This window comes from Planctomycetota bacterium (assembly GCA_033763975.1).
In the GTDB taxonomy this organism is placed as follows: Bacteria; Planctomycetota; Phycisphaerae; order Phycisphaerales; family UBA1924; genus RI-211.
Window position 1 is genome coordinate 1 of the sequence record JANRJM010000009.1, and the last position, 23,107, is coordinate 23,107.

The window sequence follows — 23,107 nt, forward strand, 5'->3', positions numbered from 1 at the left end:
GAGGCTGGCGATGTCGTCCTGGTCGACGTTGCCGTCGCGGTTGAAGTCAGGATCAACCGGGGAGCAGCTCGGGTCGCCCGCGACGACCTGCGAGATGCAGGCGATGTCGTCCTGGTCGACGTTGCCGTCCTGGTTGAAGTCGGGGTCGCAGGGCGGGGTCACGGTGCCGCCCAGGCCCTCGTACGGGATGTACGCGAAGCAGAACGCGATCTGGCCGATCGTCGCGGTGGTGAAGTCGAGCCCGGCGACCTCGAACTCGCCGTTGGGGCCGGCCTCGACCGCGATCGGACGCCCGGCGTCCATGGAGGTGACGAGCAGCACGCCGTCGGTGCGGGCGTCGACGCCCGGGATGGTGACCGTGGTCACCGGGAAGCCGTTGGTGTCCGTCCCGGTGGCGACGGTGAAGTTGTTGGTGCCGCTGAGAACCGTGGCGGCGTTGCTGACCTGGCCCGCGACGAAGTTCGGGAAGGCGTTGTAGGGCAGATAGACGTAGCCGTACTCGCCGGAGGTGGTGACCGGGCCGCCCGCGACGACCGTGCCGCCCTGGTCATCGGCGTAGGTGAGCTGGAGGTTCCAGTCCCCCCCGCTCGTCGTAGCGGTCACAAAGCGGTTGTTGTTCTGCCAGTTGCAGGCGATCAGCACGCCGTCCGTGGCGGCGTTGCCGCCGACCGTCACCACGCCCGTGCCCGCGTCGGTCACCACGCCCGCGTCCTGGTTCAGCCCGCGCGACGCGGGGAAGAACGCGACGTTGAAGTTGCTGTTGATCTCGGGGTTCGTGCCCAGCCCGGCGACGTGCCCGCGCACCTCGCCGGCGTCAAAGCCGATGGTCGCCCAGCCCGAGAGCCCGCCGGTGACGCTGTTGTCACGGAAGAACTCGCTGCTCACCGGCATCATCACGCCTTCGCGCGTGTCCAGCGTCGGCCCGCCGCTGTTGGGCCCGAGGTTGCGGGCCGCCAGGCGCGCCTGCAGCCACCCGATGCCGTAATCGCCCCGGTTGGGCCCGTAGCACTCGAGCGCGTCGGAGCCCGCCGAGCGGACGGTGTCCATATCGCCCAGCCCGTTGGCGGCGGTGATCTCCGTGGTCACGAACCGCGCCGACACGATGTCGTTCTCACGCGCCTCGTACCAGCGGCTGGGGGTCCCCGGCTGGATGTTCACCCCGTTCTTGAAGAACGCGAAGTGGAAGACCACGTCCGACGCCGACAGGTCCTGCAGCTGCATGCCCGCGGGCAGGGGCTCGGTGTCGTACGTCTCGAGGATCCACGAGTCGCCGTCCGGGCGGACCGTCACCGGGTTGTCGATCGTCGTGCCCGAGAGTTCGCTGTGCGGGCACGCGATCATCGTGCCCGTGCTGGGCGACTCGCCGGGGATGGTGATGCGGTAGGTGCCGTTGGTGGTGAGCGGATCGACCAGCTCGATCGTGAAGTCGCCCTGGCGGAAGAGGGGCTTTCCCGCGCCCGAGAACGAGGCCATCGTGACGCCCGCCGTGCCCTCGGGGATGAACACGAACGCGACCGGGTCGTTCTCCCCGCCGCTCTCCGACGAGATGTTCATGCAGTGCAGCACCGCCGTGCCGTCGTAGTTCGCGAAGACATCGCCCCGGTTGTCCTCGTTCTTGGCGCCGCACACCAGCACCAGGCCGTCGCGGCGCAGGTCAACGCCCTCGGCCGAGAGCATGTAGTGCCCGTTCGCCAGCCCGCCCAGCGTGAAGTCGAGCACCTCGATGCCCGTGCCCGTGTAGTTCGCCTCCTGGCGGATCTGCAAGCCCGGCGTCCCCACGAACGTCTGGAGCCCCGCGTTGTTCGCCGCGTTGTACAGCGCCGCCGTCAGCCAGCCGTCGGCGACGGGGAAGTACGCCAGCGACGTGTTGATGTTCACCTCGGTGCCCGCCAGCGGCGGGCGGAAGATCGCGACAAAGTACTTGTCCGTCGTCGCGCTCGGGGCCGCCATCGCGGTCCCGATGTACGCCTCGGTCACCGAGGGCTCGACGCGGTACGACTCGTTCACGCCGAGCATGAGCACGCCGCTCGTGTCGTCGGCGCCGGTGAAGAAGTTCACGAAGTAGTCGCCGCGGCTGTTCGCGTTCGCCGGGTCGCCCGCGATCGGCGCCCACGGGCCGTGCCCGCCGACGCGCGTCGTCGTCACCGACGCCTCGGTGTTGCCCGCGTCGTTCTCGACGACGTTGAGATACCCGTGCTGGACCTGCGCGAGCGCCTGCCCGGCGCACACCGCCAACGCCAGCGCCGCCGACATACGAACGAACGTCTTCATGAGGTCTCTCCTTCCGATGACTCTTCGCCACCCATTGCACACATGCACACGACGTAAGAACAACGCGTCCCGCCTCGCCCCGTGGCGCATGCGGGCGTCATGGCCTAGATATCCGGCGCCGAGTACCACGGCAGCGGCACGCTCCGCGATGTCCCGTACTTCTGCACCAGCTGCGCCTTCTTGTTCTGCGCCTCCGCCCGGCTGATCGTCGACACGTGCCCGTCCGTCCACGCCACGTTGCACGCGTCGTTGTGACGGAGGTACTCGACGATCCACTGCTTCGCTTCCGCCGCCGGCAGCTCGGCCGTCCACTGGTCGAGCTGCACCAGCGTGTCGCCGTTGCCGTCCATCATCACCTCGGACCCGTCCTGCATCATGATGATCTTCGACGGGAACTCGATGTTGTACAGCGGTCGCGGCACGCGGCGCGAGCCCTTGCGCTCGAAGAACGTCTTGCCGACCGTCTCCGGCACGCCGTCGAAGCTCGGCGTCACGCCGTTGAAGCAGTACGACGAGTACGTCGCGTACGGGTCGTGCGCGTACGTCCCGCGGAACGCCGGCAGGCTGTACCGTGCCTCCGGGCATCGCGTCGCACGCCACGACGACAGCGACGTCGCCGTCCCGATCCCGTCCAGGGGCGAGTAGTACGACTCGAGGATCGTCTCCCCCAGGAACGGGTCGTACAGCGACGCCCAGTACGCCTGCGCGCTGTCCACCGCGTTCCCGTTCGGGTCGATCGTGTACGGGCGGGGCAGGTAGTTCCTCCCGCCGAACGCGGGGATGAACCGCAACGCGTTGTTGTCCCACACCGCGTGCCACTTTTCCTTGTACGTCAGCGAATATTGCATCACCGCGCCGTGCACCTGACGCAGGTTGTTGGCGCACACCGTCGCGCGGCCCGATCGCCGAACCTTCCCCAGCGAGGGGAGCAGAATGCTGATGAGCAGCGCGATGATCGCGATGACTACCAGCAGCTCGATGAGAGTGAAGCCCCTCAAACGTGTGGACGTTCGCGCGTGCATGCCGCTCGATTCTCCGTCGGGGCACGCGGGCACAGCGCGGCCGCTCCGACCGGCTGACCATACCCGTGGTGTCGCGTCCTTCCCATCCGCTGCGCGCAAGATCAGGCGCGTTGGGCAACTCTTCGCCCGCCCCTCACGCCGTCATTGCGAATCGTTCAGGGAATGGACGGTCGTTCGGAGAGTTCGCGCAACACAGCCCGTAACTTCCCGTGGCACAACCGACAGATTCTGGCCCGGCACGACCACCGCGCGGCACCACGAGCGACAGAGATCGCACGCCGCGCAGGCTCGCGTGGCCACAGACCCGCGCTGTGGCGGTCACTCTCTCACTCACGCACCCGTTCAGCAACTCACCGGCTCAAGCGCGGGGCTCGCGCATTCACGGGCAGGGCTGGCCGCCGACGACCTGCTCCAGCGCCGCGATGTCGTCCTGGTCGACGTTGCCGTCGCGGTTGAAGTCGGGGTCGATCGCCGAGCACGACGCATCGCCCGCCACCACCTGCGCGAGGCACGCGATGTCGTCCTGGTCGACGTTGCCGTCCTGATTGAAATCCGGCTCGCACGGCGTGCCGAACACGGGCGTCAGTACGAAGATGTAGTTGCACAGCGTCAGGCTGCCCTGGTTCGACAGGAACAGCCGCCCCGTCGCGGGATCGACCGTCAGCGACTCGAGGCTCAGCGTCGAGGGGCACCCGGTGACGTCAAGCCGCGAGACGCCGCCCGGCGTGCCGTCGACCGTCAGAAGTTCCGTGCCGAGCACGTTGCCGTCCACGTCGACCGCCTGCAGGGCCGGGAAGTCGTCGTCGAACGCGACGAACACCACGCCGTCCGGGCGCCGGATCGACGCCGGCAGGAAGGCCGAGTCCGGCGTGTACGCGATGCCCTTGGCCGTGGAGCCGGCCGGTCCGACCGGGAACGAGCCCAGGAAGTCGCCCGTGACCGCGTTCCAGCGCTCGACGCCGGTGATGTCCTGGTTGGTGACGAAGAACTCCCCGCCGCGGACCGAGACGTACGCCACGTCCTCCGCGTTCGTGTTCCGCCCCGAGAAGATCATCGCGCAGGTCGCCGGCGTCGCGAGGCAGCCTGAGCCCGTGGGGAACTCGAGCTGCGTTCCTTCGCTGCCGGCCTGGTACGAGAAGCCGTACAGCAGCCCGTCGCCCTGCAGCGCCAGCACGTTCCCGCCCCCGCCGTGCCCCGCGCCGGGGTTCACGGTGATGCCCGACGGGTTGAGGTCGTACCCGGTCGTGCTGATGGCCTGCACCACGATCGGGCGGAACCCCGCGAACCCCGTGATGTCGCCCGCGGGCGACAGGGCGAACTCGACTTCGATGATCCAGTTCTCCGGCATCCCGAAGCCGACATCATCGATGTCGTCCGCGCTCATCAGCACCTTGTTGTTCCCGACCCAGATGATGCCTTCCGACTCCGTGAACGGCACCGGCGGGTCCATGGGGAACGGGATGTTCGGCAGCAGCACCTGCGCGTAGTCCAGGCGCGTGATCGAGTATTCCTGCCCGAAGAGCGTGATGTTCTGAGCCTGGGCCGTGCCGCAGACCGCCAGCACGAACGCCGCCATGAGTGTGTGACGCATGTCTCTCTCTCCTCAGCGTGTGGGCCTTTCCAGGGGCCCGGAACAGAAACAATCGTTACCAGTTGAGCCCGCTCATCGTGAGCCAGCCCCCGTAGATCTGACCCTCGATGTCGTCGTACACCTGTACCGACCAGCCGTTCGACAGCGTCTGCGGCGTCGAGCCGAAGAGCCCGTCGCGCTTGCCGAAGTCATTCAGCACCCGCACCGATGCGTCCGCGTACCCCATGTTCGCGTACAGCCGGTCGTGGCGGATCTGCCCGGTGGTGATCTTCGCGCCCTTGCCGTGCGCGATGCCGAAGTCGAGGTAGATCTGGCGCCCGCTCACGTTCCCGCCCCCGGGCTGCCGCGCGATCGTCGGCCCGTCGCTCACCGACTTCGCGCCCGTGTACCGCACGCCGTCGATCACCAGCGTGTTGTTGCTGTCCAGTTCCTCGGCCTTCGTATCCCCGATCATCGGCACCATCGACAGCGGCGCGAACGAGACCGCGGCGTCGCGCAGCGCGCCCTTCGTGAACCTGCGGTCCTTGTTCTCCACCAGCACCGCCCGCGTCTTGGGGTCGGTGAACGCCATGTACCACGCCTGCGTGTAGTTCGTGTTGAACCCCTGGCGGATCAACTCCGCCTGCTCCTCCTGCGAGATCACGCGCCACGCGTCCGCCCCGCGCACTTTCGTGTCGTTCCACACCTCCGACCCGCGCGCGGGCGACGACGGGCACAGCGCCTGCCCGGGCAGCCCGTACCCGCCGTTCACCATGTCCGCCACCCAGCCCGACTGGTCGAGCGCGCCGAAACTCCGGTACATCCGGTTGTCCCACCCGCCGCTGCTGAAGTACCCCTTGCTGTCGTTCGAGTAGCCCGCGAACGCCGTCACGAACTGGCGCAGTTGGGCAGCGCACTTCGTCGACTTCGCCGACTCGCGCGCACTCCCCAGCGACGGGAGCAGAATCCCGATCAGGAGCGCGATGATCGCGATGACCACCAGCAGCTCGATCAGCGTGAACCCGCCCACGCCATGTCGCGCCGGTCTCATCGCCGGCATTATGATGCCCGCGCCCCCGTGAATCCACATGCCCCGCTCTTTGCAGTGTGTGAAGAATCCGTAAAGCACCACAGGACCTCCACATGAACCCGATCCTCGTCCTTGCTCTGTTCGCCCTCGTGCCCCCGCCGCAGTCCGTCCCCGTCGTCCCGTGCGCCGCCCAGACCGACCCTGTCCAATCGTCGGAGGACGCCGCCGACGATCCCGCCCTCTGGGTTCACCCCACAGACCCCGCCCTCAGCCTCGTCATCGGCACCAACAAGAAATCCGGCCTCGTCGTCTACGCCCTCGACGGGCGCACGCTCCAGACACTCGACGACGGGCGCATGAACAACGTCGATGTCGTGCAGGGCCCCGGCAAGCCCGGCCTCGTCATCGCCTCCAACCGCTCCGACCAGACGCTCGCGCTCTACCGCGTCGACGCCGCCGCCCGACAACTCGTCCGCGTCGAAGGCCCCGCCATTCCCACCGGTCTCGACGAGGTGTACGGCCTGTGCGCCTACACCGACCCCGCGTCCCGCCGCACCATCGCCGTCGTCGGCAGCAAGGGCGGCGTGGTTCGGTTCATCGATCTCCAGGACGACGCCTTCAAGCCCGCGGCCCGCGTCGTGCGCGAGTTCACCGTCGGTGGGCAGATCGAGGGCATGGCCGCCGACCCCGAACGCGGCGTCATCTACATCGGTGAGGAGGACGTCGGCCTCTGGCAGTACTCGCTGAACCCCGCCGCCGAGCCCGCGCGCCGCCTCGTCGACGTCGTGAAGTCCCCTGACCGCGCCATCGCCGGCAACCTCGCCGCCGATGTCGAGGGCGTCACCATCTTCGACGCCGGGCACGGGCGCGGCTTCATCATCGCCTCCTGCCAGGGCGAGAACCGCTTCGCCGTCTACGACCGCGTGGACCTTTCCTACCGGGGCTCGTTCGCGCTCGCCATGTCGCGCGACGCCGCGCCACCCGACCGCGTCACCGAGACCGACGGCATCCACGTTCACGCCGGAAGCCTCGGCCCGGCCTTCCCGCACGGGGTCTTCATCGCGCAGGACGACAACGAGGGCTCGCAACAGAACTTCAAGCTCGCCGACTGGTCCAAGGTCGCCGACGCACTCCGCCTCGCGAAGTAACCTCGATTCCCGCCGCTGCCTCGGGACCTCAACGGGCATCTTCGCGCTGTCTTTATAGTTTCCCGCACGGCCGACGACAATACTTAGGCCCCCACGAGAGAGAGGGGGGTCGCGGCCTGCCGCGACGCACCGTCGACGGTCAGCGTCTGCCCGCGCGGTCGCATTCATTCCGGAGGAGAGAGAGATGAAGATCGCTGCTGGTCTGTTCGTCGCGTGCGTGGCCCTTCCGGCCGTCGCCGGCACCGTCACCGGTTCCGGCTCGCTCCCCATGTACGGCTCGAACTACGGCGTGACCACCTGGCGCATCGCCGGCGACGCCGGCTCCGCCTCCACCGCCTTCGGCGCCGAGGGCATGACCTTCTTCAACGGCACCCTCTACGTCTCGCACGACCACGACGCCAACCGCGCCGCCGGCAACCTCGTCTCCTACACCCCCGGCGCCACGGGCAACCTCTCCGCCGCCACCACCACCCTCATGGGCACCGGCCCCGCCGGCCTCTGGGGCCCCGAGGGCATCACCGTCAACAACTCCGGCTCCGGCTTCGGCTCCTGGGCCGCCGGCAGCGTCCGCATCACCGGCATCGAGACCCGCGGCACTGATTCCTTCGGCGTCTTCGACACCGGCACCCCCGGCTCCAACATGTCGCCCACCGCCAACGCCGTCCCCGCGCTCGACGACATCGCCTGGGCGTCCTCCCTCGACCTCTTCGCCGGCGTCGAAGACGGCTCGGGCGATTCCTCCTTCCTTCGCTTCTTCGACAAGAACACCATGGCCGTGCAGTCGTTCAGCGCCCCCGTGATCAACGGCGCCAAGGGCATCGCCGCCGTCAGCGGCTCCTTCGCCGCCGCCGTCACCGGCGCCTCCGTCGGCACCAGCCAGGCCTTCCTCGTCGTCAGCGAGTTCGACGGGTTCGCGTTCTACGACACCAACGGCAACGCCATCGGCCCCGCCCTCACGTTCGGCGACTACGCCGCCATCAACGAGCTCGAGTCCGTCGCCGTTGATGAGACCAACAACCTCATCTTCCTCGGCGACGAGGCCGGCCTGTCGATCCACGTCGTCTCCGTCCCCGCCCCCGGCGTGGGCGCGATCTTCGGCCTGGGCCTCCTGGCCGCCGCTCGCCGCCGCCGCTAAGCCCGCCCATCGCGGTGCGCCCGGGCCTCACCCGCCCGCGCAGCGCGTATCGGGTCATCCTCTCTACGTACAAAGGGCCGGCTCCCGTTCAAGGGGCCGGCCCTTCGTCGTTCAAGGCGTTCCCCCCGGCGAACGCCGCAAACGCGCTGCTTCGCTTCGGCGGCACGCGCCGATGACGATCCGGATCTTCCCCGCGCCGACGCGGCCGGTCTTGCACCCGGTTTGCGCGATCCCCCCGCCACAGCGCAAAAACGCCGCCCCGGAAGGCCCCGGTTCCGAAACGACCCCTGACATGCCCAGCATCCGTCGCGCCCGCCCGGTCGAATCCCCCGTCATGCACACGCAGTCCATTGCCGCCCTCGTTCTGGCCGCTCTCGCGCTCGGCGCCGCCGCGTGCTCCTCGTCGCGGCCCGCACGTCAGGCCTCGCTCGCCTCGTCGGCCGATGCCGCCGCCAGCACCGATACGTCCGCCGGGCCGTTGCCGGCCCAGCCGCTCGCGCCCGGGCAGATCGTCCGCGTCGGGGGCGACATGAACACCCGCATCACCGAGCGCGACGGCGAGTTCTTCGTCGGCCCGCTCTCCATCGACACCCCGCTCCCCGAGGGCTACCCCGATCCCACGCCCCCGGGCGCGATGGACATCAAGACCTACCCCGCCGTCCGGCGCGCCGAGTTCCGCGGCACGAGCACGCCCGAGTCCGGCATGGACCGCGCCTTCTGGCCGCTCTTCAACCACATCAAGTCGCGCGACATCGCGATGACCTCGCCCGTCGAGATGGACTACAACGACGTCCAGGACGCCGACTCCGCCAAGTCGCGCGATTGGACCATGTCGTTCCTCTACCGCTACCAGGACCAGGGGCCCACCGGCGAGGACGGCGCCGTCGTCGTCCGTGACGCCCCGCCCGTCACCGTCCTCGCCATGGGCGTCAAGGGCGACTACGGCATGGAAAAGGCCCGCCCCGCCATGGAACAGATCGAGGCCTGGCTCGCGGCCAACCCGCAGTGGCGCGCCGCCGGAAACTGGCGCAGCCTCTACTACAACGGCCCCAAGCTCATGTGGTGGAACAAGTGGGGCGAGATCCAGATCCCCGTCGAGCGGGTCAGCGCCGCCGCGCGGTAGCCCCCTCGTCCCGTAACACCGCGCGCCCCGCGTCTCCCCGGGCTCTCCGCGGCAATCCGCGCCGTCCGCGCGCATGTTGTGCTTCCCTCCGGCACCACCCGCACGCTAGCATGTCCGCGAGGAGAGATGCTGATGCGCCGTGTGCTGTCGTCCGTGCTGTGTGTGCTGCTGGGGTCCGCCTTCGCCAACGCGCAGGTGACCAACGTCTTCACCTATCAGGGCCAGCTCACCGAGGGCGGCCAGGCGCCCTCGGGCGCCTTTGACCTGCGCTTCCGACTCTTCGATCAACCCACCGACGGCACGCCCATCGGCGGCATCCTCTGCGTCGACAATCTCCAGGTCGTCGATGGCCGCTTCACCGTCGAACTCAACTTCGGATCTGTCTTCAACGGTGCTTCGCGCTTTCTGCAGGTCGAGGTTCGACCCGACACCGGCGCGGCGTGCGACATCACGTCCGGCTTCACGGTGCTCACGCCCCGCCAGCGCCTCACCGCGACGCCCCACGCGTCGTATGCGCTCACCGCCGCCACCGCCGCCACGGCGTCTAACGCCTCGCTCTTCAACAACCAACTTCCGACGTTCTACACCAACGCCGCGAACCTCTCGGCCGGAACGCTCCCCGACGCACGGCTCAGTTCCAACATCTCGACGCTCTCGGGCGCGCAGACCTTCAGCGGCGTCAAGACGTTCAGCACTGCCCCCGCCTTCACCAGCGCCGGTTCGCCCTTCAGCGTCGCCAGTTCCTCCCGCGTCACGAACCTGAACGCCGACCTGCTCGACGGCCTGAACAGCACCGCCTTCGCCGGCGCCACTCACTCGCACGACGCCTCGGCGATCGTCAGCGGCTTGCTCGCCGACGCGCGCATCCCCGCCGGCATTCCCCGGACCGCCATCACCAACGTCTTCACCGATACGCAGGTCATCAACGTGCCCTCCCAGACGCCGCTCACGCTCATCGGCTCCAACTCCGGCGGCACGTGGGTCAACCTCCAGAACACCGGCGGCGGGCGCACCTGGAATCTCATCGCCACAGGCACCTCCAACAGCGAAGGCGCCGGCAAACTCCTCATCCGCGATCAGTCCGCGCTCGCCGTCCGCATGGCTCTGGACTCCGCCGGCCGCGTCGGCATCGGTACCACCGCCCCCTCCTCGCTCGTCGAACTCGCCCAGGCCGACGCCATGCTCCGCGTCCGCAACACGAACGACCCCGGCGGCGGGTTCATTCAAGACACCTTCTCGACCCTCCAACTCGGCATGTACAACCCAACCGCGACCGGCTGGGGCGCTGTGCCCGCCAACAGCCAACGCTCCATGTTCGGCATCCAGAACACCGGTCGCGTCGGCACGCTCGTCAACTCGGGGGGCTCGCCCATCTGGCGCAACACGATCGACGATGGCAACGGGAACGCCGTGTTCTCGGGCACCATCGCGGCGGCGAACACGCCCCGCATCAAGCACGTTTCGGGTTCCGCGTTCCTGGGCGTCATCAGCAATGACTCGCGGACGCTGATTGAGAACATTACCGTCACGGTCCCCGCCGCCGGCTTCCTGCACATCCACTGCCATGCGGTCCTCTACGTGTACACCACCACACCCACGGCTTCCACGGTCATCCTGGAACTCAAAGAGACCACCGGACCGGAGGTGCTGGTCAAGGAATCGCCGCTCCGCCTCAGCCCGCCCCTTTCCGGGCCCGACATGTCCATGGAGTCGTCGCAGGTCATCAACCACGTCATCCCCGTCGACGCGGGCACACGTTCATACAAGCTCCGCGTGAGGCACACCGGCCTCGGCGGCGGCGGCGGCGGCACGCTTCAAGACGCCGACATCACCATCACGTACTACCCCAGCAGCCTCTAGGCCCCGCCGACCAGGCCCGCACGCGCTGCGCCACGGGCACAACACGCGGCTACCCAAGGCCGCGAACCCGCCAATCGCCGTCACGTATCGCCGCACCGATGCCCAGCGCCCGGCACCTTGTGCCAGGTGCCGGATTCCCCGTGCCCGGTGCCCGCTTCGAATGAGGCGGGGCCGCTCCAGGCCTCGGGAAGGGCACGCGCCAATCACACCCCGCTACCGCCCGTACCGGCGCACCACGCCCTTGACGATCCCCTGCACCTGACAGTACTTCACCCGGATGGGGTCGAAGTTCGGGTTCGCCGGCTGCAGGCGGATGTAGTCGTCTTCCTTGTAGAAGGTCTTGAGCGTCGTCGAGCCGTCGGGCAGCAGCGCGACGACCTTGTCGCCGTTGCTCGCCACCTGCGTGCGCTCGATGAGCACGAAGTCGCCGTCGAGGATTCCCTCGTCGCGCATCGAATCGCCCTCGACCTTCAGCGCGAACGTCGAGTTTTGCGAGCGTGTGCCGCACAGCACGTCGGCGAGGTCGATCTCGTCGGTGTCCGACACCTTCTCGATCGGGTTGCCCGCGGCGATCCGCCCCACCAGCGGGAACCGCAGCGGGCGGGCCTCGTCGGGCACCGCGATCCCGTCAGCGATCGACAAAGAGCGCGCCTTGTTCGGCTCGCGGACCAGCGCCCCCTTCTTGATGAGCGCCTCCACGTGCTCGAACACGGTGACCTTGCTGACGCCGATCTCGTCGGCCAGCTCCTGCATGGTCGGCGAATAGCCCCGGCGCACCCGCCAGTCGCGGATCAACTGCAGAATCTTGAGCTGCTTGGGCGTCAGGTTCATCGCGAACGCTCCTTTCAGTCGTCACCGGGGCAGGCCCGCACACGCGCCAGTCCGCGGGCACTGTCGCCCGGGCCTGGTGCACGGATCCCGCCCCGTCCGTGCGCACTCCAGAGATTCCGCCTTCGTCACCACACTCGTCGGCCAGGCCCGACCGCGCCGACGGCACCCGAACCGAGTGTCCCGACGCCGGCCCTCCACGCACCCACCACGGGATCGCCCCGCCCGCCCGGGCCGCGCTCTCGCACCAATCGCGCACCGCGCGAACCCACACCCCGAACACCCGCCCGCGCGAATCCCGCGCCTGCGTGTACTCCTTCACGAAATCCCCGCCCGGTCCGAGGCTCACGACTGGGGCGTGCATCTGAGGCATGGCGCCGTCTCGCTCCGCGCGTTCGCCCGCTCCACAAGCGCCGCGCGATCCCTTTCCGCGCGGGCCAACTGGCTCCACCCGCGCCTCTCCATCATCGATCCGGATCTTCCTACCCGATCAGTTTTCTGGCAGTCTGTTCGGATCACGATAGTCTACCTTTGACCGCACGGACCGTCAATGCCCTCAACCCTAAAATCCCAAACATTTTCCGTTCATCCATCCATCCGCGACGCCCGCGCACCGCCCCCACGCCCGCTAATCACTTGCGGTGAATGAACTTCGATCCGCTTCGCGCGACGCGTCCCTGGATCTCCAGCATCGTCAGTTCCGCCCGCACGCGGGCGACGTCCATTCCGACCGACTCCGCCACATCGTCCGCCGTTCGGGGTTCGTGCAACGCCGCCAGCAGCGCGGCGTGCACGGGGTTCGCGGGCGGCGCGGGCGCGGGCGGCGTCTGGGTGAACAGCGCGGGCGTGTCGAGCGTTTCGCGCGCGGGGAAGCGCACCGCGTGCGTCCCGCGGTGCACATGGTGTGCGCAGGCCTCGAGGGCCGCGATCACGTCCGCCGGCTCGGTGGCCATCGCGGCCTCGCCGCGCTTCAGAAGGCCGAGCGTGCCGCGCGACGCCGCCGAATCGACCCGTCCCGGCAGCGCGAACACCTCGCGTCCGTGCTCGTCGACGGCGAGGCGCGCGGTGATGAGCGCGCCGGATCGCTCGCCCGCCTCGATCACCAGCACGCCCAGCGACAGCCCGGAGATGATGCGGTTGCGTGCCGGGAAGTTCTCCGCGGCCGGGGGCGTATCGATGGGCAGTTCTGAAACGATGGCCCCGCACGCCGCGACGCGGTCGAAGAGGTCCTTGTGCTCGGGCGGGTAGGTGTGGGCCAGCCCGCAGCCGAGCACGACGATCGTGCGTCCGCCGGCGTGGAGCGCGCCCAGGTGGGCCGCCCCGTCGATTCCCCGCGCCCCGCCCGATACGACCGTCAGCCCGGCCTGCGCCAGCCCGCCCGCGAACCGCCGCGCCTGCTCGAGCCCGTAGTGCGTGCAATCGCGCGAGCCGACGATGGCCACGGGGTAGCGATCGTCGGTCGCGGGGCGCAGGTCGCCCCGCACGAAGAGAACGCCCGGCGAATCCGGGAGCGACGCGAGCAGCGCGGGATAGTCCGGGTCGCCCAGGTGCACGATGCGGATGTGCAGCGCGGCGGCCCGCTCCACCTCCCGGTCGGCGGCGGCCTGCGCCTCGCGCAGGCCCGTGGCGATGGCGGCACTCTTGGCATCGCCCACGCCCTGCACCTGCTTCCACGCGGCGGGCGAAGCGGCGCACGCGTCGGCGGCCGATCCAAAGCGTTCGATGGCCCGCCGGAAGAGCACCGGCCCCACGCCGCTCGACAGGTGCAGGCGCAGGCGCGCGTGCCGCTCCGCCGGCGAGTGCGGGGCGAGCACCGGCCCGGCCGCCTCCGCGGGCGTGGTCACGGCGTTGCGCCCCGGGCCTCCGCCGCCTGCGCGAAGGGCTCGTCGCTGCGGGCCGGCGCGTCGTGGTCCACGATCCGCGCGTACACCCGCAGGGCCTCCTTGGTCGGCACGCCGGTCAGCACGCGCTGCGTCACGATCACCTGCGGGTACAGCGCGCCGGGAAAGGGACGCCGCAGCGTGAGGTACGCCTCGCGGTGCCCCGGCCCGGGCAGCACGCGCGTCAGCGTCGCCTCCCATCCCGGGCTGGGCGCTTCGACCACGATCACGTGGTGACGCTCCTGCGAGTTGACCTGGACCGAGGGCCCGCTGAAGCCGCCGTCCGTCACGGCCGGTGGAGGCGCAGACGAGGCGCAACCGATCACAAGAGACACGCCCGCGAGCGCGACCACGAGGCGGGCGACAACGATCGACACGCGAGTACCCATACAAAACCCCCGGGAGACGCGGACCCGTACAAGGCCCTCCCGAACGGAGCATACCCCATGAACACGAACACGGTCGGAACAGCACGTCGGGTGCCGGGGTGGCTCATCGGCGCGTGTGCCCTCATCGCCGCCCAGACCGTCGCGGGCCCGCTGGGCTGCGAAACGGCCCGCGGCGTGCGCAAGGACTTTGCGCTCCTTACATCCTCGGGCGCCAAAGACACCAGCGCGGTGGGCAAGTTCGCCTTCACCGACGAGCCCGACGTGCGCGTGCGCATCGCCGGGGGCGTGTCCTCCAAGGCCGTTTCGGGCGTGCCCGAGATCGTCGTCCGACCCGTCGCCGGCGCGGAAGGCTCGCCGGTGGTGGTCAAGACGCCCGCGACGGTCACGAGTTCGGCCTCGGGCGTCAAGGTGGTTCACCCGGCCGGGCAGGCGACGTTCGGCTTCGGCGTCGATGTGGAGATCGCGCCCAAGGACACGGGCGGGTCGCTGCTGCTCGACAAGGTTCGCTATCCCGGCGTCGTCGCCATCCGCCCGCGGTGGAGCGGCGCGCCGGGCGCGTTCGACGTGATCGTCTCGATGCCCGTGGAGTCGTACCTGCCGGGCGTGCTGACGCACGAGTTGTGGAAGGACTGGCCCCGCCAGACGTACGAGGCGCAGGCGATCGCCGCCCGCACGTACGCGCTGCACGAGCGCAGCCGCGCGAGGATCCAGGGCCGCCCGTACGACGTCGAGGACACCACGAACGACCAGGTGTACGGCGGGGCGACGGCGGCGGCGAAGCCCAACGAGGCGGCACGCGCGACGCGCGGGCTGGTGCTCGTGAGCGATGGCCGCCTGCTGCGCGCGTACTACTCGAGCACGTGCGGCGGGCGAGCCGCGTCCGCCGCCGCCGTGTGGAAGACCACGCAGGGGTACGAGTTCAACCTCGCCGACCCGCTGCAGGGCAAGGAGCGTCCGCACGCGTGCCAGGGGTCGAAGTGGTACCGCTGGGAGGCCACCCGCAGCGACGACGACGTCACGCAGCGCCTCCGCGCGTGGGGGCGACAGTTCGAGCACGACGTCGCGACCATCGGGCGCGTGCGGCAGGCGACGGTCGCGAAGACCAACGACGCCGGGCGGCCTGATCGCTTCACGCTCACCGACGACAAGGGCCGCACGTACTCGCTCACCAGCGAGGAACTCCGCATGGCGCTCAACCAGACCGGCGCGGGTCTGGCGCCCATTCCCGCCGACGCCGTGGTGCGCAGCGGCGACATGCAGATCGAGGTGTGGGCCAACCAGGTGAAGATCACCGGGCGCGGCTGGGGTCACGGCGTGGGCATGTGCCAGTGGTGCGCCAAGGGCCTGGCCGACCAGGGCCAGGACTGGGCGTCCATGATCCGCGAGTTCTACCCCGGGGCGGAAGTGGTGAAGGCGTATTAGATTTGTAAGAATCTCAATACACCTGCCGGTTGCGGGTGGTGGTAGTCCTCACCACACGGAGTGTGGTGGTACCCAAGCTCTCAAGGCAACGCCCGAGGGCGGGCTCGAACCGCCGACCTGCGGTTTAGGAAACCGCCGCTCTATCCAACTGAGCTACCCGGGCACGCGGGAATCGTACGGCCCGGGTGCGCGAGCGGGCCGCGGGGCGGTGCCGTGGGGCTGTGAACGGGTGGAAGTCGTGCGTGGGTGAAGCGGTGAGCCGCTGGCCGTCACGGCCCGCCCGCCGGCGAGTCGGGCGTCAGGCTTGGGGGCGCAGCGTGTGGCGTGCCGCCGGGCTGCTGCGCGTTCGGCGGCGGGGCGCTCGGGGTGGCGAGTTTCAGGCCGCCGATGCCGGCGCCGATGAGCAGCAGGCACGCGAGCTGGGCGGGCGAGAGTCGCTCGCCCAGCAGGAACACGCCGGCCAACGCCGCCCCCACGGCCCCGATGCCGACCCACACCGCGTACGCCACGCCCAGCGGGAGCGCGGTCATTGCGCGCGCGAGCAGGATGAAGCTCACGATCATCGTCGCGATGGTGAGCACGCTCGGCCAGAGGCGCGTGAAGCCCGACGCGTGCTTCATGGACGTGGCCCACACGGCCTCGAGCAGCCCCGCGATGATGAGGAGGATCCAAGGTTTCATGAAGGGAAGGTAGAGGCATTGCAGCGCGCGCACCGGGCGCGGATCCGCCCCGGAGCGCCGGCGACGGCGTGCGCGGGCGGGCGAGCCCTGCCGACGCCTGCGCGCGGGGCAATTGTCAACGCTCCGCGAAGATTGCCGCCGGCCCGTGACAGATTCCGGTGGTCCATCGCCAATACACCGGGAAGGACGTGCGAGCGCTACGCACTTCTACCCGTTGACGGACCACAGGGAGGGCATTCCATGAACATCTTCAGCACGTCGGCACTGGCACTGGCCGCGGCAAGCGGGACGGCGTTCGCCCAGCCCGCGCAGTTCGAGTACATCGGCACGAGCGACGTCGGTCTGCGGGCCGTGGCGCCGATCGGCCCCGGCGGGGGCGGCGGGTGGGTCTCGGTCGGCGGGGGCAACACGCGTCCGCCCAACGTTCAGTCGCGGCTGCAGGTCATCCGGCACACGCCCACGGGCCAGCTGGTGTGGGAGCGGCTGTGGCGCGTGGACACGCCCCCGGACGCGCCGCTCGAGGACATCATCGGCACCGACGCCGCCGCCGGAGACGAGGCGCTCTTCGTCGCGGCTCACACGACCTTCAACCCCAGCCCGCCCACGTACGACCTGGGCAACTGCCTCATCCGGTTCAACTCGGACGGAACGCTGGGTTGGGCGTGGAACTACTTCGGCCCCGGCTATCTCACCGAGACCGGGCCCCGCGGTGACGCGCATGAGCGACGGCGATCTCACGCTGGTCGGCACGGCCCTGCGTCCCGGCGGCGCGCCGGGCAATCGCGGGCATCTGGCCCGCATCGATCCCGCCTCGGGCATCCCTGATTTTCAGCGCATCGTGAGCGGCTCGTTCGATGGCGTGGGCATATCGCTGCACTTCACCGACGTGGTGGAATACGCCGGCGGCGGGGCGATCTTCATCGTCGGGTACGCGCAGCGTGGCCCGCAGCGCGACGTCATCTTCATCCTCGGCAACGCCGATCTTTCCATCCACGACGCCGCGATCCTCGACCTGCCCGGGTCGGACGAGACCAACATCTCGGTCGAAGTGAACGGCCCCGAGTTGGTGGTGGCGGCGGCGTCGCGCACACTCGGCGCCCCCGAGCCCGACGAGACCTTCGTCCTGCGTCTCAACCCCACGCTCCCGCCGCCTACCAACCCTGCGCGCTGGATCGCGCGGATCCCGCGTCTGGTCGTCGGCCCGCGCGGCGTGGCGTACGAGCCGGGCCCCACGCTCGCGCAGGATCGGTTCCTGGTTTCCGGCTACGAGGTCCCGGGCAGCACCGGTGCGGCCGCAACGATCGCGCTCGACGGCGCGGGCACGCCGCTCTGGTCGCGCCGGTACGGCACGGCGGACGGCAACGAGCGGTTCAACGCCATCGAGAACGGCGGCGGGAATCTCATCGCGGTCGGCAGTCGCTCCGTGCTCGGGCTTCCGGTAAACGGCTACAGCGTGTTCGCGGGGCTGGATGGCGTGACGAACTGCCTCGACCAGGCGATCGACCTGCCGGCGCCGCAACTCTCGATCCCCATCCGCGAGATCGCGCTGAACGTCGAGGATTTCAACGAGCGGGTGCCGCTGCCGCTGCGGTTCGTGCGTCGCCTGCAGGAAGTGCAGCTCTGCCCCGCGCCGTGCGACCCGGACGTCAACTGCGACGGCAATGTCGATCAGGACGACGTGGAGTGCCTCGAGCAGGCCGTCGCCGGCGAGTTCTCGTGCATCTGCGTCGACCCGGACTTCAATCAGGACGGGAACGTGGATCAGGACGACATCGAGGCGCTGGTGCAGGTGGTCGCCGGGCAGCCGTGCCCGTGAACCAGCGTGAGAGGATCCCTCACGCGTGATACCCCGCGGCCCGCGCACCGCGCCGGCCGCAATACACACGCCTCCGGCTCGTTCACCCGGGCCGGAGGCTTTTTCATGCGCACGCTCCTGGCGACGTTCGTGGGCATCGCGGCGGTGGTGAACCCGGCGCAGGGTCAGCCGGTGTACGACTTCTCGGGCGTGACGGCGTTGGCCGAGGGCGCGCTCGCCGGTCAGAACGTGAACGTGCCGGTGCCGGGGTTCGAGCTGCTGTTGATGAAGGACGGGCAGGTCGTGTACCGGCGCGCGTTCGGCGCGTGGTCGCTGGACGAGGTGGCCGCCGCGGACTCCTCGACCAAGACGCTGTCGGGCGCGCTCGTCATGTCGCTGACGGAATCGAGCGATCGTCCGTTCTCGCTGTCGTCGCGCGTCAGCGAGTTCATCCCGCAGTTCACGGGGCTCAAGCAGTTCATCACGATCCGCCAGTGCTTCAGCCACACGGCGGGCACCGGGCAGAACGGCGCCGAGGGGAACCCGGGCGTCACGCTGCAGGAGGCGGCGTTGCTCATCGCCGCGGCGCCGCTGTCGTACGTGCCGGGCACGGCGTTCAGCTACGGCGGGACGTCGATGCACGCCGCGGGCGCTGCGGCGGAACTCGCCGGCGGGCAGCCGTGGAACACGCTGTTCGCGCAGCGCATCACCGGCCCGCTGGGCCTGACGCGCACGCGGTTCGTGCTGACGACGCCCGACAACCCGCGCATCGCGGGCGGGTGCGAGAGCACGGCGCTGGAGTTCGCGACGTTCATGGAGATGCTCCGCCGGGGCGGGCTGCACGCCGGGCCTGGCGGGGACGTCCGCGTGCTGCAACAGGCCTCGGTCGATGCGATGTTCACGCGCCAGACGCCCCCGGATGTCCCGGTCCTCAGCAGCCCCTACACCGGCGACGGGGACTACGGCGTGGGGGTCTGGCTCGACGAACGGACCCCCGACGGCACGCTGCGCGGGGCGCTCGCGGCCGGGGCGCGGGGGTTCTCCTCCTGGATCGACTTCGACGACGGCATGGTCGGCGCGTTCGCCACCGACCGGACCCAGTCGAGCAACATCCGCACGCTGGTGAACCTGATCCGCGACGCCGCGGCGGCCGCGGTGCGCGCCGGTTGCGATCCGGACGTCAACGCCGACGGCAGCGCGGACCAGGACGACGTCGCGTGTCTGGCGTTGGCGGTCGCGGGCGAGTCTTCGTGCCTGGGGATGGGCGCCGACCCGGACTTCAACCGGGACGGGAACGTCGACCAGGACGACGTGGATGCACTGGCGCAGGTCGTCGCCGGGTCCGGCTGTCCCTAGGCGGACGTTCGCGAGCGATGCCGCGAGGGGCTCCGCGCTAGTGTTCCTCACTCGGGAGCCCCGCCGATGACCGATTCCTCGCCGCCGCGCGAGCCAGTGGCGTCCGCAGCGCCCGAGCGGGGGCGGCGGTGCCGCACGCTTTTGGAACGCCCCGGCGCGTATGTCGTCCAGCAGATGACGTACGACGCGGGCACGCGGCATGCGCGCCACGCGCACGAAGACTCGAGCGTGTTTGTCGTTGTCCGCGGGCGCGTGGAAGAGCGCGCCGGCCCGCGGACCATCGAGTGCGTCGAGGGCGGGTCGGGCGTCATCCCCGCGGGGGCGGAGCACGCGAGCGTCTTCGCCGCGACGACGGTCCGCACCGTGAGCGTCGTGTTTCATGAGGCGTGGCTGTCGCGGACACTTGGCGAGGATCCCGGTGCCGCGCACCCCGCGTACATCCCCGCGGGGCGCGCGTGGGCCCGGGCGCTGGCGCTGCTGGCCGCACCCGCCCGGGCGCGCGAGTGCGGCGTGCTGGCGGCGGACGAATGCGTCGCCTCGCTGCTCGTGATGCACGCCCCGACATCCGGCGAGCGTGTGCGCCCGGAGGCCCCGCCCGCGTGGATCCGCGGCGTCACCGACCTGCTGCGCGCCGCGAACACGCCGCCGGCGCTGCACGAGATCGCCGACGCCGTGGGGCGGCATCCCGCGCACGTCTGCCGCGCCTTCCGAGATGCCATGGGCTGCTCGATGTCGGCGTACGTGCAACTGGCGCGGGTCGAGCGGGCGGCGGAGCTGCTGCGCCGGTCGAACGGGGGACTGGCGGAGGTCGCGCTGGCGTCGGGCTTCTATGACCAGTCGCACTTCACGCGCGAGTTCCGGCGCGTGACGGGCAGCACCCCACGGCGGTTCCGCGAATCGGTGCGCTAACGCCGGCTGCGCGCATTCTTCGCGGGGCGGCGCAAAGCCCGTGCAAGATCGTGCCACGTGCGTTCGGTAGTGTCGCATCAGGCAGGCGTCGATGGCCGGGCAAGGCCCGCGTCGGCTACGCCGTGACACAGCACCCGATCTCGCCCGCGCGCCGTGCGTAGGCACCCCGAGGTTCTCCACTCGGGGTTTTTTGTCTGCGCACGCAACGTCGTCCTGCGTACGGGGCACGCGGTGAAAGGCGTATATCAATAACGAATGAAAGTTGGGGTACTAGGATTTGAACCTAGACTAAGTGAGTCAGAGTCACTCGTGCTACCGTTACACCATACCCCAATCGGTCTATCGATCGCTCTCTCGCCGCGCTGGGCCCATGGGCCGGCGTGGTCTGAGCGCGGGCGGCCTTGCGTCGGCTCCGCAGGGGAGTTTTAGGGCGGGTGGAACGCCCCGGCAAGGGGCGGGGCGTGCCTGCCGAACTCCGGATACCTTCTCGGACACGGCGGGCCCACCCCGCCCCGGAGGCACCCCGCATGCGCATCGCACGGCGTCGGCAGGTCGGAATCGCGTGGTCCGGGTTCGTCGCGCCCGCGCTGGGCCCGGTGGCGGCGCTGTGCCTGCTCGCGCCCGCGGCGTGGGCGCAGGGCGGGGGCGGGCGGGGCGCCGGGACGCCCGCGGCCATCGACGCCGCCCCGCCGGAACTGCGCCAGGAGATCGACCGTGCGCGCGACCGTGTCTTCCCCGCGCTGGTGAACATCCAGGTGGTGAGCGTGTCGTACTGGGGGGGCAAGGAGCAGAAGGGCGCGAGCACCGGAAGCGGGACGATCATCTCTCGCGACGGGCTGATCGTCACCAACCAGCACGTGACCGACGACGGACGGACGTTCCGCGTGACGCTCTCCGACAAGCGCGAGGTGACGGCGACGCTCGTGGGCGAAGACCGCATGACGGACCTCGCGGTGCTGCGCGTCGATGTCGCGGACCTCAAGGGCACGCCCCTGCCGGGCGTGGCCGAGTGGGGGAACTCCGACGAACTGAAGGTGGGCGACTACGTGATGGCGATGGGCGCGCCGTACGGGCTGTCGCGCTCGGTGACGCTGGGGATCGTCTCGAACACCGAGCGCGTCTTCGCGTCGCTCTCGGGCGATGACATCGCCGACCAGGAGTTTGATTTCGACACGTCGAGCGACGTGTTCACGCGGTGGATCCAGCACGACGCGCTGATCCTGCCCGGGAACAGCGGCGGGCCGCTGGTGAACCTGCGGGGCGAGATCGTCGGCGTAAACACCCGGGGCGGGTCGGGCCTGGGCTTCGCGAACCCGTCGAACTTTGCACGCCAGGTGGCGCAGGAGATCATCGAGAAGGGGCGCGTGACGCGCAGCTCGATCGGGGCGGCGTTCAAGAGCGTGCGCCGGGCGGGGTACGACGAGGGCGTGCTGCTGAACAGCGTGGACGCGGACGGGGCGGCGGCGAAGGCCGGGCTCAAGGCCGGCGACGTGCTGCTGACGATGGACGGCAAGCCCCTGAACGCGCGGTTCGCCGAGGAGATCCCGCTCGTGCTGCGGGCCATCGCCGAGAAGCCGGTGGGCACGCCCGTGGAGTTCACGTACCGCCGGGGTGAGGAGACCGGCACGGTCAGCGTGACGACGGAGGAACTGCTGCGCGAGCGGGGCGACGAGACGGCGCTGCGCCTGTTCGGAATCTCCGTCGCCGAGGTGACGCCCCGGATGGTGCGCGCCCGGCGCCTGACCGACGGCAAGGGCGCGATGGTGCTGGGGGTGCGAGGGGGCGGGCCCGCGGAGAACGCCGAGCCCGCGATGCAGCGTGGCGACGTCATCCGCAGCGTGAACGGGACGCCGATCGACACGCTCCGCGACCTGGTCGACCTGTACCGCGAGATGGCCAAGCAGGACCCGCTGCCGGAGTTCGTGACGGTGGAGTTCGACCGCGCGGGCAAGAACAACCTGACGCTGCTCGAGCCCCGCCCCGACAAGCGCGAGGACCCGCCCCGCGAGCTGCCCAAGGCGTGGATCGGCGTCGCGACCCAGCCGGTGCTGCGCGACCTGGCCAAGCAGATCGGGCTGGGCGACACGACCGGCTTCCGCGTGACGCGGGTGTACCCCGGCACCGTGGCGGCCGAGGCCGGGCTCAAGGTGGGGGACGTCATCACCAGCCTCAACGGCGATCGTCTGAACCCCCGGAGCATCCAGGACTCGGGCATGTTCCAGCGCCAGGTCCGGCGCATGTCGTCCGGGCAGGAGGTCGCGCTGGGCGTCATCCGCGGCACGCAGACGCTGGACCTCAAGATGACCCTGGAGCGCACGCGCCTGGCGCCCGAGGAAGCGCTGCGCGACGAGAACCGCGACTTCGAACTCTCGGTGCGCGAGCTCACGTTCTTCGACCGTGACGACAACCGATGGGAAGACTCGGTGCAGGGCGTGCTGGTGGAGAACGTCGAGCGCGCCGGCTGGGCGGGCCTGGCGGGATTGTTCCCGGGCGATCTCATCCAGCGCATCGACTCGATGCCCGTCACGGACATCGCGAGCTACCGCAAGGCGATGGAGGACGTGTCCGAGCGCCAGCCGGAACGCGTGACGATCGTGGTGCTGCGCGGCCTGCGGACGCAGTTCATGTTCGCCGAGCCCGAGTGGAAGCCGGTCATCCAGACCGAGACCGGCGCCGAGAAGGAGTAGCC

At 69.9% G+C, this 23,107-nt stretch carries 17 protein-coding genes, 2 tRNA genes and 1 pseudogene; 10 read left to right on the forward strand and 10 right to left on the reverse strand.

What is annotated here, in order from left to right:
• From SFY69_05245 to SFY69_05260, 4 genes are all read right to left on the reverse strand, one after another.
• Nucleotides 1-2,271, reverse strand: a 2,271-nt coding sequence (locus SFY69_05245) for a hypothetical protein (protein ID MDX2131438.1), incomplete at its 3' end; no start/stop codon positions are given.
• Nucleotides 2,272-2,375: 104 nt separating this feature from the next.
• Nucleotides 2,376-3,293 carry a prepilin-type N-terminal cleavage/methylation domain-containing protein gene (locus SFY69_05250; protein MDX2131439.1) on the reverse strand — a complete coding sequence of 306 codons (918 nt, stop codon included), beginning with the start codon at nucleotides 3,291-3,293 and terminating at the stop codon, nucleotides 2,376-2,378.
• Between the two features lie 379 nt (nucleotides 3,294-3,672).
• Nucleotides 3,673-4,884 carry a hypothetical protein gene (locus SFY69_05255; protein MDX2131440.1) on the reverse strand — a complete coding sequence of 404 codons (1,212 nt, stop codon included), beginning with the start codon at nucleotides 4,882-4,884 and terminating at the stop codon, nucleotides 3,673-3,675.
• A gap of 55 nt (nucleotides 4,885-4,939) precedes the next feature.
• Nucleotides 4,940-5,914, reverse strand: coding sequence for a prepilin-type N-terminal cleavage/methylation domain-containing protein (locus SFY69_05260; GenBank protein ID MDX2131441.1), 975 nt, complete (start codon nucleotides 5,912-5,914; stop codon nucleotides 4,940-4,942).
• A gap of 92 nt (nucleotides 5,915-6,006) precedes the next feature.
• On the opposite strand from SFY69_05260, the gene SFY69_05265 reads away from it, so the two are divergent.
• The 4 genes from SFY69_05265 to SFY69_05280 all read left to right on the forward strand — a co-directional run bounded on the left by SFY69_05265 (nucleotide 6,007) and on the right by SFY69_05280 (nucleotide 11,159).
• Nucleotides 6,007-7,041: a phytase gene (locus tag SFY69_05265; GenBank protein MDX2131442.1), complete on the forward strand. Its 1,035-nt coding sequence runs from the start codon at nucleotides 6,007-6,009 to the stop codon at nucleotides 7,039-7,041.
• A 184-nt stretch (nucleotides 7,042-7,225) separates the two neighbouring features.
• Nucleotides 7,226-8,176, forward strand: a complete 951-nt coding sequence (locus SFY69_05270; protein ID MDX2131443.1) for a PEP-CTERM sorting domain-containing protein — start codon at nucleotides 7,226-7,228, stop codon at nucleotides 8,174-8,176.
• 292 nt (nucleotides 8,177-8,468) lie between these two features.
• Nucleotides 8,469-9,299: a heme-binding protein gene (locus SFY69_05275; GenBank protein ID MDX2131444.1), complete on the forward strand. Its 831-nt coding sequence runs from the start codon at nucleotides 8,469-8,471 to the stop codon at nucleotides 9,297-9,299.
• A gap of 132 nt (nucleotides 9,300-9,431) precedes the next feature.
• A complete protein-coding gene (locus SFY69_05280; protein ID MDX2131445.1) occupies nucleotides 9,432-11,159 on the forward strand; it encodes a hypothetical protein in 1,728 nt (575 codons plus the stop codon).
• Nucleotides 11,160-11,372: 213 nt separating this feature from the next.
• On the opposite strand, the gene lexA is transcribed toward SFY69_05280, so the two are convergent.
• The 3 genes from lexA to SFY69_05295 all read right to left on the reverse strand — a co-directional run bounded on the left by lexA (nucleotide 11,373) and on the right by SFY69_05295 (nucleotide 14,157).
• Nucleotides 11,373-11,990 carry a transcriptional repressor LexA gene (lexA, locus tag SFY69_05285; protein ID MDX2131446.1) on the reverse strand — a complete coding sequence of 206 codons (618 nt, stop codon included), beginning with the start codon at nucleotides 11,988-11,990 and terminating at the stop codon, nucleotides 11,373-11,375.
• 629 nt (nucleotides 11,991-12,619) lie between these two features.
• A complete protein-coding gene (gene dprA, locus SFY69_05290; GenBank protein ID MDX2131447.1) occupies nucleotides 12,620-13,831 on the reverse strand; it encodes a DNA-processing protein DprA in 1,212 nt (403 codons plus the stop codon).
• Nucleotides 13,828-14,157, reverse strand: coding sequence for a hypothetical protein (locus SFY69_05295; protein ID MDX2131448.1), 330 nt, complete (start codon nucleotides 14,155-14,157; stop codon nucleotides 13,828-13,830). Before SFY69_05295 ends, dprA begins: the two co-directional genes overlap by 4 nt.
• Before the next feature lie 156 nt (nucleotides 14,158-14,313).
• Between SFY69_05295 and SFY69_05300 the strand changes: the two genes are divergently transcribed.
• A complete protein-coding gene (locus SFY69_05300; GenBank protein ID MDX2131449.1) occupies nucleotides 14,314-15,678 on the forward strand; it encodes a SpoIID/LytB domain-containing protein in 1,365 nt (454 codons plus the stop codon).
• An 89-nt stretch (nucleotides 15,679-15,767) separates the two neighbouring features.
• On the opposite strand, the gene SFY69_05305 is transcribed toward SFY69_05300, so the two are convergent.
• Nucleotides 15,768-15,841: transfer RNA gene (locus tag SFY69_05305), tRNA-Arg, on the reverse strand.
• A 202-nt stretch (nucleotides 15,842-16,043) separates the two neighbouring features.
• A pseudogene (locus SFY69_05310) lies at nucleotides 16,044-16,358 on the reverse strand (multidrug efflux SMR transporter).
• 240 nt (nucleotides 16,359-16,598) lie between these two features.
• On the opposite strand from SFY69_05310, the gene SFY69_05315 reads away from it, so the two are divergent.
• The 4 genes from SFY69_05315 (at nucleotide 16,599) to SFY69_05330 (ending at nucleotide 20,418) form a co-directional block, all read left to right on the forward strand.
• A complete protein-coding gene (locus SFY69_05315) occupies nucleotides 16,599-17,183 on the forward strand; it encodes a hypothetical protein (GenBank protein ID MDX2131450.1) in 585 nt (194 codons plus the stop codon).
• The gene (locus SFY69_05320; GenBank protein MDX2131451.1) at nucleotides 17,077-18,174 is read left to right on the forward strand and encodes a hypothetical protein; all 1,098 of its coding nucleotides are present in this window, start codon (nucleotides 17,077-17,079) and stop codon (nucleotides 18,172-18,174) included. The genes SFY69_05315 and SFY69_05320 overlap by 107 nt, the downstream gene beginning before the upstream one ends.
• Before the next feature lie 105 nt (nucleotides 18,175-18,279).
• Nucleotides 18,280-19,509 carry a serine hydrolase gene (locus tag SFY69_05325; protein ID MDX2131452.1) on the forward strand — a complete coding sequence of 410 codons (1,230 nt, stop codon included), beginning with the start codon at nucleotides 18,280-18,282 and terminating at the stop codon, nucleotides 19,507-19,509.
• Nucleotides 19,510-19,575: 66 nt separating this feature from the next.
• Entirely contained in the window at nucleotides 19,576-20,418 is an 843-nt protein-coding gene (locus SFY69_05330) for a helix-turn-helix domain-containing protein (GenBank protein MDX2131453.1), read from the forward strand.
• Nucleotides 20,419-20,680: 262 nt separating this feature from the next.
• On the opposite strand, the gene SFY69_05335 is transcribed toward SFY69_05330, so the two are convergent.
• Nucleotides 20,681-20,751 (reverse strand) — tRNA-Gln (locus tag SFY69_05335).
• Nucleotides 20,752-20,945: 194 nt separating this feature from the next.
• Here SFY69_05335 and SFY69_05340 point away from each other — a divergent pair.
• On the forward strand, nucleotides 20,946-23,105 hold the full coding sequence (locus SFY69_05340) for a PDZ domain-containing protein (protein MDX2131454.1): 2,160 nt from the start codon (nucleotides 20,946-20,948) through the stop codon (nucleotides 23,103-23,105).
• Nucleotides 23,106-23,107 lie beyond the last annotated feature (2 nt).

Bases quoted from the DNA above. Each gene is read 5' to 3' on its own strand.
- SFY69_05275 (MDX2131444.1), top strand. From the start codon at position 8,469: ATGCCCAGCATCCGTCGCGCCCGCCCGGTCGAATCCCCCGTCATGCAC.
- SFY69_05265 (MDX2131442.1), top strand. From the start codon at position 6,007: ATGAACCCGATCCTCGTCCTTGCTCTGTTCGCCCTCGTGCCCCCGCCG.
- SFY69_05340 (MDX2131454.1), top strand. From the start codon at position 20,946: ATGCGCATCGCACGGCGTCGGCAGGTCGGAATCGCGTGGTCCGGGTTC.
- SFY69_05270 (MDX2131443.1), top strand. From the start codon at position 7,226: ATGAAGATCGCTGCTGGTCTGTTCGTCGCGTGCGTGGCCCTTCCGGCC.
- lexA (MDX2131446.1), bottom strand. From the start codon at position 11,990: ATGAACCTGACGCCCAAGCAGCTCAAGATTCTGCAGTTGATCCGCGAC.
- SFY69_05255 (MDX2131440.1), bottom strand. From the start codon at position 4,884: ATGCGTCACACACTCATGGCGGCGTTCGTGCTGGCGGTCTGCGGCACG.
- SFY69_05250 (MDX2131439.1), bottom strand. From the start codon at position 3,293: ATGCACGCGCGAACGTCCACACGTTTGAGGGGCTTCACTCTCATCGAG.
- SFY69_05330 (MDX2131453.1), top strand. From the start codon at position 19,576: ATGACCGATTCCTCGCCGCCGCGCGAGCCAGTGGCGTCCGCAGCGCCC.
- SFY69_05260 (MDX2131441.1), bottom strand. From the start codon at position 5,914: ATGAGACCGGCGCGACATGGCGTGGGCGGGTTCACGCTGATCGAGCTG.
- SFY69_05280 (MDX2131445.1), top strand. From the start codon at position 9,432: ATGCGCCGTGTGCTGTCGTCCGTGCTGTGTGTGCTGCTGGGGTCCGCC.
- SFY69_05325 (MDX2131452.1), top strand. From the start codon at position 18,280: ATGCGCACGCTCCTGGCGACGTTCGTGGGCATCGCGGCGGTGGTGAAC.
- SFY69_05315 (MDX2131450.1), top strand. From the start codon at position 16,599: ATGAACATCTTCAGCACGTCGGCACTGGCACTGGCCGCGGCAAGCGGG.
- SFY69_05300 (MDX2131449.1), top strand. From the start codon at position 14,314: ATGAACACGAACACGGTCGGAACAGCACGTCGGGTGCCGGGGTGGCTC.
- SFY69_05320 (MDX2131451.1), top strand. From the start codon at position 17,077: ATGAGCGACGGCGATCTCACGCTGGTCGGCACGGCCCTGCGTCCCGGC.